Annotated in this window: 8 protein-coding genes; 2 read left to right on the top strand and 6 right to left on the bottom strand. The window is 55.7% G+C overall.

The window, feature by feature from the left end:
* Window positions 1–3: 3 nt before the first annotated feature.
* The 6 genes from G565_RS0113140 to G565_RS0113115 form a co-directional block, all read right to left on the bottom strand.
* Window positions 4–2,670, bottom strand: coding sequence for a tetratricopeptide repeat protein (locus G565_RS0113140; RefSeq protein WP_028671340.1), 2,667 nt, complete (start codon window positions 2,668–2,670; stop codon window positions 4–6).
* Between the two features lie 62 nt (window positions 2,671–2,732).
* Complete coding sequence (gene prsR, locus G565_RS0113135; protein WP_028671339.1) at window positions 2,733–4,115, bottom strand: PEP-CTERM-box response regulator transcription factor; 1,383 nt, start codon at window positions 4,113–4,115, stop codon at window positions 2,733–2,735.
* Window positions 4,116–4,131: 16 nt separating this feature from the next.
* Complete coding sequence (prsK, locus tag G565_RS0113130; RefSeq protein ID WP_028671338.1) at window positions 4,132–6,168, bottom strand: XrtA/PEP-CTERM system histidine kinase PrsK; 2,037 nt, start codon at window positions 6,166–6,168, stop codon at window positions 4,132–4,134.
* Window positions 6,169–6,340: 172 nt separating this feature from the next.
* Window positions 6,341–6,718 carry a hypothetical protein gene (locus G565_RS0113125; RefSeq protein WP_157600078.1) on the bottom strand — a complete coding sequence of 126 codons (378 nt, stop codon included), beginning with the start codon at window positions 6,716–6,718 and terminating at the stop codon, window positions 6,341–6,343.
* Window positions 6,719–6,816: 98 nt separating this feature from the next.
* Window positions 6,817–7,599: a PEP-CTERM sorting domain-containing protein gene (locus G565_RS0113120; RefSeq protein ID WP_037339185.1), complete on the bottom strand. Its 783-nt coding sequence runs from the start codon at window positions 7,597–7,599 to the stop codon at window positions 6,817–6,819.
* 587 nt (window positions 7,600–8,186) lie between these two features.
* Window positions 8,187–8,588, bottom strand: a complete 402-nt coding sequence (locus G565_RS0113115) for a hypothetical protein (RefSeq protein ID WP_028671335.1) — start codon at window positions 8,586–8,588, stop codon at window positions 8,187–8,189.
* 422 nt (window positions 8,589–9,010) lie between these two features.
* Between G565_RS0113115 and glmU the strand changes: the two genes are divergently transcribed.
* Both glmU and glmS read left to right on the top strand, forming a co-directional pair.
* Complete coding sequence (glmU, locus tag G565_RS0113110) at window positions 9,011–10,369, top strand: bifunctional UDP-N-acetylglucosamine diphosphorylase/glucosamine-1-phosphate N-acetyltransferase GlmU (protein ID WP_028671334.1); 1,359 nt, start codon at window positions 9,011–9,013, stop codon at window positions 10,367–10,369.
* A gap of 160 nt (window positions 10,370–10,529) precedes the next feature.
* Window positions 10,530–12,359: a glutamine--fructose-6-phosphate transaminase (isomerizing) gene (gene glmS, locus G565_RS0113105; RefSeq protein WP_028671333.1), complete on the top strand. Its 1,830-nt coding sequence runs from the start codon at window positions 10,530–10,532 to the stop codon at window positions 12,357–12,359.
* The last annotated feature ends 685 nt before the right edge of the window (window positions 12,360–13,044 follow it).

The raw sequence follows: 13,044 nt of genomic DNA, 5'->3' as shown, positions 1-13,044 counted from the left end.
GGTTTAGGCAGGAGACACCGCACCGGCCTCTGCGGCTTTCAGATGCTGTTCAATGTCGGCATTGGTGGGAGCCAGCTGGCGCGCCCGCGTCAGAATGGTCACCGCTTGCTGGTGATTGCCCGTCAGGTGCAGCAGCCAACCATAGGTATCCAGTACGCCTGCGTTTTCCGGTGCCAGGTCGGCGGCCCGAGCGGCAAAGTCCAGTGCCTCGGTTGGGCTGTTTTCGCGCAGCAGCCAGGCCAGGTTATTCAGCGCTGCAACGTGGCTTGAATCCCGCTGAACGGTTTCACGGTAAGCCGTTATGGCGTCGGCTGAAGCTTCCTGATTCAAATAATAGTTACCCTTCATAAACCAGGGGGCGGCGGCATTCGGGTCGACCTGGTGCCATTGCTCCAGGGCTATTAGCAGTCGCTCGGGCTCCAGGTCGCTGATCAGTGCGACATAGATGGGTGCCAGTTCACGGCTGGGCGATTGGTTCCAGTAGGTTCTGAGGTCGTTCAGGGCACCAGCCCGGTTGCCATTGGCTGCCGTAAGTCGGGCTTTCTGCGCGGCGATCTGGTGGTTATCGGGCCGGCTCGCCAGCAGAGCACCAAGACGAGTCTGGGCATCCTGAGGTCGGCCCTGGCTGTTTTCGATCTGAGCGGCCAAAAACTGCGTCTGCAGGTCTTGGGGTTGGCGCTGCTCGGCCTGGCTCACCCAGCGTTCGGCATCGTTCCAATTTTCCTGGCTGGCGGCTTGTTGCGCCCGAACTCTGAAATACTGGCCGGTCATGGCCCGGGCCATGGGTTGGTCATAGCCCTGATACTGGTCGGCAAGCCCGCTGGCCTGTTCAAAGTCGCCCTGGGCCAGCAGTCGGTTCATGGCGACGCTGTTTAATTGCAGGGCCACATCTTGCGGGCTGTTTGCGGCCTGGGCGAGTAACCAGTCGAGTGTGGCGGTGGCGGATGTGGCATCGGTTCGCCATTGCAGCGCGGCTTCGAGCAGATCGGGTCGCTCGGGAATGGCCTGGTAGCCCCTCATCAACAAGTCGGTCGCGGCCAGCGTTTGTCCTTGCTGGCGCATCAGTTGGGCTGTGGCCGGGTAGGCATCGGTGAATTCAGGGTGATCTTCCAGCAGTGACGTCATCTGCATCAACGCGCGGCTGGCATCGCCCTGGCGATACACGAGCATACTGTTGATCCAATACGGTTGCGGCGATTCAGGGAAGGCGCTGGTTAGCTCATTGGCAATGCGCTGAGCCTCAGCCAGGTCGTTTTCCGCCACCAGAGTGGTGACGTAAAACTGTGTGGTCAGCCAGTCTGAAGGCGCCAGGGCATAGGCTTTGCGCAGATGGCCGAGGGCAAGTTGGGGTTGGCCGCGTTCGGCGTAGTATTGAGCCAGCATCAGCATCAGACGGCTGCGGTCAGGCTCCAGTTCGAGCGCTTTGCTCAGCGTTTGAATGCCCAACTGGCTTTGCCCGTCGCGCAGCAGCAGTGCGCCGTACAAGCCGAGCAGATCAGTATCGTCAGGGCGGGCCAGCAGTGCGGTGCTCAATACATCCAGCGCTTCCTGGCTACGGCCCAGTTCAACTTGTGCCAGCGCGGCGGCCTGCACAAACGTCGCCGGTGCGGTTTCCGGATCGAGGTGGCTAGACAGCAGTTGTTCCCCCTCGGTGACTTCGCCGTCCTGAAGCGTCAGTAGGCCGAGCATCATGCCGGCGTTCCGGTTGGCCGGAAACTGGTTCAGGATGTCCTGAAACGCACTCTTGGCACTGACCACATCGCCCCGGCTGGCAGCAGTAATGGCTTCCCGGTATTGCTGCTGGGCGGAATAGGCTTCGGGGTTGGCTTCGCGAACGATGTTGTTGTAAGCCGTGGCTTCGGTAGGTCGGCCCAGTTCGGTAAGGACAGACGATAACAGCTCCAATACCTGAACCCGGTCTTGCAACATCATGTCGGTGTTGGGCAGGTCGATCAGCGCCTGGGTCAGGTGCGCTTCGGCCTGAGTCAGTTGGTTGTTCTGGTAGTCAACGCGCGCTGCCAGGTAGTTCACTTGTGGCAAGGTTTTTTGCGCATCGGGCAGTTGGTCGATCAATGCATTCGCCTGTGTGTACCGACCGGTATCGGTTAAGGTGGTGATCAGGTCCAGTGTCACGTCAGTATCATTCGGGTAGTCGGCATGCAGTTGGGTAAGGCGCTGTACGGCCGGTTGTGTCTGGCCACTTTGGAAATCGACAAGCGCTCGCAGCCGGGCTTGCGTTGCGCCGTTCGCATCAGGTGTTGCCACTTGGGCCAGTACCGTATCGGCTGACACAAATTTCCCCTGGTTCAGATAGGCCTGCGCCAGTAATTGCCGTGATTGATCGGTGTGGCGGTCGCTGACCGATTCCAGTAACGTCTGGGCGCTGCTCGGGCTGCCAATGGTGAGTAACAGCCGGGCGTACCGGTGAGTTTGCTCCAGGTCACCGGGGTTGGCCTGTATGGCGTTGCGTTGTTCAATCATTGCGGCGCGATACTGACCCTGTTCTTCATAGGATTGGCTGCGTTGAACGTGCGTGCTGCTGGTGCCGCTCTGAGCCGAATCATTACAACCGACGATCAACAGTGCAGCGGCCAGGCTCGCAAGCCAGCTAAAGGACCGGCGACAGACGCGCGGTGTTAGTGCATTGCTTGGGGTAAACATCCTGTTCATGGGTTTTCTGTCCTAGTTTTTTTGGTGGATTGATGCGCCGTGTGTGAATGATGTTGAATAAGTCACAGCGAATCTTTGTCTGTTTTCTTGTCGGTACTCAGCGAGTATTTCCGGACCAGGTCGTACAGGGTCGGGCGGGTTATGCCCAGCAGTTTGGCGGCCATTGAGACATTGTATTCACTCAGGGCCAGCGCCTGCTCAATGGCTTCCACTTCGGCAGACTGTCGAATTTTTCTCAGGTTCAGGTTCAGCAGCCCATCGCCATCGCTTTTCAGATCCAGATCTTCAGCGCTTAAAATGTGGTTCTCGGCCAATACAACCGCGCGTTTTACTTTGTTTTCAACTTCCCGAATGTTACCGGGCCATTCATAAGCATCAATGCCCGATAGCGCATCGTCTGAAAAGCGCAGGCTTCGCTGTTTCATGGAACGCCCGTATTTTTGCAAAAAGAAGTTGGCGAGCAGCCGGGCATCGGTGCCCCGGTTGCGCAAGGGAGGAATCTCAACCACGATTTCGCAGATGCGGTAGTACAGGTCTTCGCGGAATTCGCCCCTGGTGACCATGGCCTTAAGATCTTTGTTGGTGGCGCAGATAACCCGGGCATCGATGTTGATGGCTTTACGTCCACCCACTCGCTCGATGACCCGTTCTTGCAAGAATCGCAATAACTTCGCCTGCAGTGGCAGGGGCATGTCGCCAATTTCGTCGAGAAAGAGTGTGCCGCTGTTGGCTTGCTCAATGCGGCCTTCGGTGGTTTTTCCGGCGCCCGTGAAGGCCCCTTTCTCATAACCAAAGAGTTCGCTCTCAATCAGGTTTTCAGGGACGGCGGCGCAGTTAATGGCAACAAAGGGGCAGGCCTTGCGATCGCTCAGGTTGTGAATGGCCCGGGCCAATACTTCTTTGCCAGTACCGCTTTCACCAAGCAGCGTTGAGGTTACCGGCGACTGGGCAATTTTCTCCGCCATGCGGCACACGCGTTTCATCGTCGCATCGGCCGTGACCAGGCCCGCAATGGGTTCGAAGAAAGCTTGCTGCGAGCGGTTTTCGTGTTCCAGCCGGGCGATGCGAAATGCCTGGTCGACGACCTTGCTCAATTGTTCAGGGTCGACGGGCTTTAAGTAGAAATCGAATGCCCCGGCGGCGATCGAGTCCAGTGCATTTTTGTGATCGTTCTTGCCCGTCATGACGATGATCTTGCTTTCCGGTGCAATGGTCAGAATGTCTTTTATGCAGGCAAACCCTTCGCTGACACCTTCGTCGTCCGGTGGCAGGCCCAAATCCTGTATGACGATGCTGGGGCTGTACATACGCACTGCGTTCAGGGCTTCGGTTCTGTCCCGGGCGGTAATCAGGGTCGATTCGAAGTCATCGAAGTGCCACTTCAACTGGCTTTGCAACCCTTCATCGTCTTCGACAATAAGTATGATGCGATCGAGCGCTTCCATGGGCTCTCCTTGTGGTTTAAGCACCATTGGTGGTGAACACAATGGCAAATTCGGTACCTTGAAACGGCTCGCTGTTAACGCGCACTTGGGCGCCAATATGTTCAAGGTAGGTTTTGGTCAGGTAGGCACCAATGCCAACCCCGGTGTCGGTTTTGGTGGTGCTGAACGGCTTGAACAGATGGTCCTGAATGAACTCCAGTGGCATGCCCGTGCCGGTGTCTTTTATGCTGAGCATGGGTGAACCGGTGGCCGATACACCGGTTGATAGGGTGATGCGTCCGTCGGGCAAGGTGGCATCCTGTGCGTTGCGAATGAGGTTTTTAATGGCCAGCATGAATTTCTGCCGGTCGGCATCGATTGAGAAGTCACCCTGCGTCAGCAGTTCGGGTTTGGGGGCGCGGTCGCTGCATTCGCTCACCAGTTCGCGTAACAATTCCTGAACCTGCAATTGGCGCCGGTCTTCTTTTGCCGACGGGTTGAACTTCGACATCAGCCCCTGCATGCGACGCACGGAACTGGCGACGGTCTTGATCATGTCATCAATAAATGCCGGGTTGTCTTTATGGCGTTCGGCATTGCGATGTAGCAGGTCCAGTTGGGCCACAACGTTGTTGACGTCGTGCATGATGAACGCTGACAAGCGATGGTAGGTTTCCATTTGCTGGCCTTCGCTGATCAGCTTCTCCTGTTCATGCAATCGAATGTGGCTGGCGATTTGCGTGCAGACATTGGTCAGCAGGTCGAGGTCTTCAAAGGTGATGTTGGGGGCGGCAATGGGTTGCTCCAGAATGACAAAGCCGGTCATTTTCATCTGGTTGAGCAACGGCGCCATGATCCAGATGCGTGCATCGTCTTGCACCCAATCTGGCAGGTTGTCGTTGTACATGGCCAGACTGGGGTTGTCGGTATGGGGCACAAAGATCCAGGCATGCTTTACCATGGTTCGAACAAAGGGCTCTCCCAGCGAAATTTCCCGGGGCAATGATTCCTGCTTCATGGTTGACGCCTTGAACGACAGGGATGGCCCACTGTTTACCCACAAGGTTCCGGCATTGGACTTAACCGCCGTGCAAATAACGGACAACAGCTGTTGATGGTAGTGGCGGTGTGAAGGGTCGAGTTCGGAGAGTCGGCGGATCAGCGTCAGCCATTCTTGCCGGTAGTCGTATTTCTGGTTAAAAAAGTGCTTGCTGGCCATCACTTCAAAGCGCTGCCTCATCTCTTTTGAAATGAACAGGGCGGCAGCCAGAAAAAGCACAATCAGGGTAAATAGGGTGTAGATGTAGCCACCCCAGAAACCACCCAGTAGATTCACGTACGACCCGCCAATGGCCGCCAGTGCCATAAACCCCAGCGTAAACACGACGGAAGCCGAGTAGAAAAAAACCGGGCGCGACAACTGCAGCTGTGGCCGGTGGTTCTGGTGATCCCGAAACAGCAATGTGCCAATCAGCAGCACAACAGCCAGTAGCCAGGCTGAGGCCGTACGAGTCTGCCAGGCCAGTGTGGAAATGGTGCCGGTGAACAGTTGCTGTGCATACACCAGCACGTCGCCCGCTAGTGAGAGTGATAAACAAACCGCCAGCAGTTTGATCAGCCGGTGAGGGCGAACGTTGCGTACGGTCTGCTCAGTCATGATCAGGATTGAAATGGCCATGGCGATGTACAGCGCTGCTGTCAGGTCGGTGGCCTTGCTGAACTGCCAGATCACCAGTAACGAGCTGCCAGCCAGTGTCATAAAAAACAGAACGAGCCCCAGGGTAGCGCGGGGCCACTGCGACCATTGAGCGTGCCGGTGCAATAACCAGCCCATAGCCGCAAACCACCCGGCGAAGCGCAACACTTCAGCAGACAAGACCAAGGCGGTGAGGTTGGCGGTCAGCGAATAGCTGCCGATCAGAGCGATCAGCCAGATGAGCTGTGCGGCGACGCCAAGCGTGAGCGACCACTGCCAGCGTTGGGTGCGGGAGCGATAGGCCATAGCCAGTAGCAAACAGGCCGTCATGAGAGTAGCCGTGCTGATGACCGTATAGGTGACCGAGAGGTAGTTCATAATCCGTTATTGCTTTCCCTGAGCGGTTCTTAAAAGAACACTGTTCATCCTTGAATACCGAAACAGTATAGCGCTAAGTTGAAGCAGGGTCAGGCAGGTAGACGAGAAACTTTACAAATTCGGAGGGCAATGTTTTGGTTTGCTGCGAATGAGGCTTGGAGAAGACCGCCTGTCAGCGTGCTCTTACCCAATTGCTGTAAATGCCGTCTTTATCGAATGCGGCAACTTCGATGATGGCGGAGTCGGGGTTTCTGATGTTTTCCAGCAAATACTGGTCTGTGCCGTTGTCGCGAATCAACACGACCGTGAACCGGTTCTCGCTGGCCGGACGGTAGCGAATTTCGTATCCGCCGAGTTCTGCGAGAGGCAGTGGGTCGCCATTGGTGCGTTCTCGAGGGGTTTCCCAATACAGCATGACATCGCCCCGGCTAAAGCCCTGAGGTGCCATGCATCCGGTCAGTGACAGAGTAAGAACAGTCAACAGGCACAGCCCTGTATAGCCAGGGCGCAGGCTCAGCAAACATCGCTTTATTGGTTCTACTACTGACATTACAACTTCCGGTGGAGGGTTGGCGCATGGCGTTGCATGTGCCAACCCTGAACAGGATTAATACCTGGTTCTGTTTAGGCCCTGACAGCCAAACAACGTTAGTTCTGGCGTACGCCCCGGCGCGCCGCTCCGACACCAATCAGGCCAAGGCTCAACAATGCCAGCGTAGCGGGCTCTGGAACTGAAATGGAACCGACGGTAATGGTATCGATACCCCAGCCATCGTTCTTGTTGGTTCCGTTGTCGAACAGCAAGGAAGCACTGCTGATCGCTACATCGGCCATCAAGGAGACGTACATCAGATTGCCATTGCTCAGGGAACTGTTCAACTGTGTTGTGTGTTCCGTGCCATCGTTGAAGACCAGCTTGAGGGCTGCACCCTGGTCGTTGACGTCTGACAGGTAGAATCCGAGGCTGTCAAAAAAACCGACACCGGAGATGTCCCAGCTCACAATATCGGCATCGTTGCTGTCGAGCCAGTTCGTAGCGTGCGAAGGCGAGCGCCCGAATTCACCGGTGCTGCTGTTTTCTATCATCAGCAAATCGGGGCGAACATCGCTGCGGTTGGCTGCGCCATCTGATTTCACCATGCTGAAGACGCCAACTGACGTGTTGAACTGTTCGGAAGCCATCACCCAGCTACTTTGCTGGTTGCCTGTTTGCGCAGCGCCCAGGGATGTGGCGCCGGCTGCAGTGACCGTGGCCAGATTATCGAACGTTTCCTGTTGGTAGCTTGCCAGGCTGGTCAGGTAATTGGTTTCTGCCTGGGTTGCCTGCGTTGCGCCATAAGTAACGTTGGAGAAAATAATGGCCGCCTGGGCGCTGGAGGCAGCAACCAGAGAAGAAATAATGATCGCAATCGAAGTTGTGGTTTTACGCATGTTCATTCCCTGAGACAAGACCGACTGAAGACAGTTCAGTGCTCACGCAGCGTTACCATGAAACGGTGACGCCCAGTCTGGGTCGCTGTGCAGCGACATTTCTCAATAACTAGCGATTATCGTGCCAGGCTATTAAAGGGCGGTGTGGCGTGCCTGCCTAACGCACGTGATGTAGCCGGTTGTTGACTCTTTTGCCGCCCGCCAATGCATGACTGATGCTGATTGTATGGGGACATTGGCATCCCCACGCCGATGCGACTCCTTAATGTAAATACATGATAGATAGAGCAAGGTGTGAGTCGGTGATGGGCGGGTGATCAGGCGTTTGTTAAAAAAGTCGACAGGTGAGGGTGAAGCGAGCCCTCTCCCCAGCCCTCTCCCGCGGGACGGGAGAGGGAGCGGTTGGTTGGGTGAAATACAACCAGTGCCCATCGCTTGCAGCACTGCATACAACAGTTCTCTCTCCACCACAGGGGGAGAGACTTAGATAGGGCAGCACCTGGGAACTCGTGCCAGTTGCGGTCTGCACTGCACACGGCAGTCCTCTCTCCACCCGAGAGAGAGAGAGGGGGACAGCGCAGCCGTGACTAACTGCCCTGAGCGATAACAAACTCGCTGTAGATACCATTGGCATCAAACACCGCCACTTCAAATACCAGGTCGTTAACGTTGCTCAGGGCATCGAACGAGTATTGCTCGACGGCGGGGTTGTCGATCACGATGTTGGTGTAGTTGTCTGAATTCTGACTACGGTAGCGAATCTCGTAGCCGCCAATATCGGTGAAATCCATCGGCTCGCCATTGAGGCGCTCGACAGGAGCCGACCAATACAGAGTCAGGGCGCGGGCAACCGAGTCGTTATCGCTGCTATTACCGATACTGGAGCCAGTGCCGCTGCCTGCATTGGCTGAACCAAATTCTGCGGGCTCAATCTGGCAGCCATAGAGCGCCAGCAATGTGGTGCAAATAACCAGTAGTCGTGCCGTCATGTAAGAGAAGCCTCTGGAATGGTTCGATTCGGATGTCTACCGTTCGGCCACTATACGGACAAGGCGGAGCGCCGCCTGTGACGGAGTTCATAGGCTGCAGAAAGCTGACAAAAATACCGACGTTCGTTACATAAATGACGTGTTTTCGAGGGTTTTGTGTGGGAAGTTTGACGTGATCGAGACATTTTACGGAACCAGTTCTCATTCTTTCCGGAACTAATACCGACCGTCGAAAAACTGACAGCGCTCAATGCGGGCAGACGGCCGTTTCTAACGACCGAGCCCCGTTCGTCGATGTCGCCGGGAAGAAACCTCAAATGAGGCAGCCTGTCAGGAAAATTCTGACAATTGCTCACTTGCGACCTGAACACTTGGCGCTAGAATGCAGCGAATCGTTAATGTTCGGGTATCAGGAGAAAGAAATGGATGTCAGTGTTGTTATTTTAGCGGCGGGTCAGGGTTCAAGGATGAAGTCCCGTCTTCCCAAGGTACTGCACCGCGTAGCCGGTGTGCCAATGGCTCGCCACGTACATCAGACTGCATGTCAATTCAGCAATGACATTCATATGGTCGTGGGCCATGGGGCCGACCAGGTGAAGCAGTCATTCAGCGACACCGCCTCCCACTTCTGGCTTCAGGAAGAGCAACTCGGAACCGGCCACGCTGTCGCGCAAGCCTTGCCGGGCCTGCCGGAGTCCGGTGTGGTTCTGGTGTTGTATGGCGATGTCCCCCTGACCCGGGCCGAAACCCTTAAGAAGCTGATTGGGCAGGTGACTGAGCAGACCATGGGACTGCTGACGGTCGAGCTGGATAACCCGGCGGGGTATGGTCGAATCGTTCGGGATGAGCAGGGGCAGGTGGTCTCCATCGTAGAGCACAAAGACGCCAGCCCCGAGCAACTGGCCCTTACGGAAGTCAACAGCGGCATTATGGCCATGCCCGCCTGGATGCTGCACACCTGGCTGCCCCGGCTGAAGAATAATAACGCACAGGGCGAGTATTACCTCACTGACCTGATCAGTATGGCGGTCAGTGAGGGTATGTCGGTACAGGCCGTGCAACCCGATGACGTTGAAGAAACCCTGGGCGTCAACAACCGCCAGCAACTGGCAGTGCTGGAGCGCTGGTATCAACAGCGTGCGGCCAACGCCCTGATGGCGGAAGGCGCAACCTTGATGGACCCGGCACGCATAGACATTCGCGGCACGGTCAGGGTTGGTCCGGACTGTCTGATCGACGTCAATGCTGTGTTTGAAGGTGAGGTCGACCTGGGCGCCGGTGTGCGCATTGGCCCCAATTGTGTGATTCGCAATGCCCGACTTGGCGATGATGTGGTGGTCGAGGCCAATACCCTGATTGACGGCGCTGTTTTGGGCGACGGTGCAACGGTGGGGCCCTTTGCGCGCCTGCGTCCGGGTACCGAACTGGCCACCGGTGCTAAAGTGGGTAACTTTGTGGAAACCAAGAAAGCGAGCATTGGTGCTGGTAGCAAGGTTAACCATCTCAGCTACATTGGCGATGCCGTGATTGGCGAGGGGGCCAACATCGGCGCGGGCACCATCACCTGCAATTACGACGGTGCGAACAAATTTGTGACTGACATTGGTGCCGGTGCTTTTATTGGCTCCAACAGCACTCTGGTTGCGCCGGTCACCATTGAAGCTGGTGCTTTTGTGGGGGCAGGGTCAGTGCTGACCAAAACCGCACCGGCCGACCAACTGACCGTTGGCCGGGCACGGCAAGTCACCGTGAAGGGCTGGTCACGCCCGGTCAAGCCCTAATACCGGCTGGCAAACCGGTTGCGGGAACCGCTCAAGCGAGCAGAGACAGACACTGAACTGAACACAGCCCGGGCAACGTTATCTGATACGAAGCCGGGCACAAACAATCGATTCACGGTTGCCTGATATCACAGGGCAGCGAATCACAAGGAGCAAAACTATGTGTGGCATTGTAGGCGCAGTAGCACAACGGGATGTGGCGGAAATTCTGGTAGAAGGGTTGCGTCGTCTTGAGTACCGGGGTTACGACTCGGCAGGCGTGGCGATCATTGATGAACAGCAGATGCACCGGGTGCGTCGTGTCGGCAAGGTCAGTGAGCTGGCCGCTGCGTTGGCAGAGTCGCCACTGACTGGAGGTACCGGTATTGCCCATACCCGTTGGGCAACGCACGGCCAACCGAACGAACGCAACGCGCACCCCCACGTTTCGGGTGAGAACGTGGCCGTTGTTCACAACGGTATTATCGAAAATCATGCTCGCTTGCGCCGGGAGCTGGAGCAGGAAGGGTTTGAGTTCGCATCAGAAACCGATACCGAAGTGATCGCTCATTTGATCGAAAAAGAACTGCGCACAGCCGACTCCCTGTTGCAGGCCGTGCAGCGCGCGCGTAAACAGCTGGTGGGTGCTTACGGCACGGTGGTGATGGACCGGCGTGATCCGTCGCGCCTGGTTGTAGCGCGGTCTGGTTCGCCTTTGGTGATCGGGCTTGGCATTGGCGAAAACTTCATTGCGTCAGACCAGTTGGCGCTGTTGCCGGTTACGCAACAGTTTATCTTTCTGGAAGAGGGCGATGTTGCCGAGATAACCCGGCGCAGTGTGCACATAGTTGATGTTGACGACCAGGTCGTTGAACGCGCCAGCCAAACCAGTGATATCAAACACGATGCCGGTGACAAGGGCCCGTTCAAGCATTTTATGCTCAAGGAAATTCATGAGCAGCCCGATGCCATCAACAACACGCTCGAAGGACGCATTACCGATACCGATGTCATCACCGAGGCCTTCGGCGCCGGGTCAAACGATATTCTGGCCGGCGTAGAAAACGTGCAGATCGTCGCGTGTGGCACCTCCTATCACGCCGGTTTGGTGGCGCGCTATTGGTTCGAGGAAATCGCCGGTGTGCCGTGCCAGGTCGAAATCGCGTCTGAATTTCGCTATCGCAAATCAGTCGTTGCGAACAACGCCTTGTTTGTCACCATTTCTCAATCGGGTGAAACCGCAGATACCCTGGCGGCTTTGCGGTTGGCAAAAGAGCTTGGCTATCACTCAACGCTGGCGATTTGTAACGTGCCCGGCTCATCGCTGGTGCGGGAATCGGACCTGGCGTACATGATGCGCGCCGGTGCCGAGATTGGCGTAGCCTCGACCAAGGCCTTCACCGTGCAATTGATTGGCCTGATGTTGCTGGTGTTGAGCATTGCCAAGCACCGGGGTGTGGATCAGGCCATCATCGGCCAGGTGGTTCAGGGTCTTCGTAGCTTACCGGCACAGATGAAGCAGGCGCTGACACTGGCAAGCACCATTGAAGATTTGGCCGAAGATTTTGCCGACAAACACCATGCGTTGTTCCTGGGTCGCGGTACACAATATCCAATTGCGATGGAAGGTGCGCTGAAGCTGAAAGAGATCAGTTACATCCACGCAGAAGCCTATGCGGCAGGCGAGCTCAAACACGGTCCGTTGGCGCTGATAGACAGCGACATGCCGGTGATTGTGGTTGCACCCAACAACGACCTGCTGGAGAAACTGCACAGCAATATGGAAGAGGTTCGTGCGCGGGGTGGTCAGTTGTATGTGTTCGCTGATAAAGGGGCCCAGTTCACGGCGGGCGACGGCCTTAAGCTGATTGAGCTGGAACCGATCGACGACATACTCGCGCCGGTGCTCTATACCGTGCCACTGCAATTGTTGAGTTACTACGTGGCGATTATCAAAGGTACAGACGTCGACCAGCCGCGTAACCTGGCCAAATCGGTCACGGTTGAGTAAGATCGCGACCAGCCGTCACTCTTATTTTTTCGGGCGCGACGGCTGGTCACCTGTGTAAATAGATGGTATACATTGCACCCGTTGAATGGACTCTGGGTGGCAAGGTCGGGCATGACCGCCATACGGCCCCTGTAGTGTGTGGTGTATTTGAATCAAAAAGGAATTTGATGATGTTTCCTGCTGTATTTTTTTCTCGGGCAGTCTCTGCTACCCGGCGCTTTTCCATAAAAACCCCTGTATTTTTTCTTGCCTCTTGTGGCTTCGTACTCCTGGCTACCGGCTGCGCCGACAGTTCCGGCTCCGATTCCGGTGGCAGCGTTAATAATCACCTGAATCCGTGATTTTATTGCATTAACTCATTTCTTCTCTGTAGACACTGTTAGTCATGCCAATAATACGATGTTAGTCTCCATTATTCTTGCCTTTCTGATATCTGCTCAGCATAAATAGCGCGTTAATATTTTCGTATTGCCATTTTATCTACAATTTCTTCTTTTCAAGCGAGTCTATTCTGCAGAACCTAGCCTGAGAAGAAGTTAATCATTCAATACCATTTTATTTAGCTACTCATAAGCTAATTTTTCATACACATGCTTAAAAGCATCCAGTGACCGGCAGCCTTTCCCGAATGATAAGTGAATTGAACGGGCTGTTTTAATGATACGTGCGGCAACATACATTAACT

Origin of the sequence: Saccharospirillum impatiens DSM 12546 (genome assembly GCF_000423605.1) — a bacterium.
In the GTDB taxonomy this organism is placed as follows: domain Bacteria; phylum Pseudomonadota; class Gammaproteobacteria; order Pseudomonadales; family Natronospirillaceae; genus Saccharospirillum; species Saccharospirillum impatiens.
Note: the sequence above shows the minus strand (reverse complement) of the source record. Positions and strands in the feature narration are given on the sequence as shown.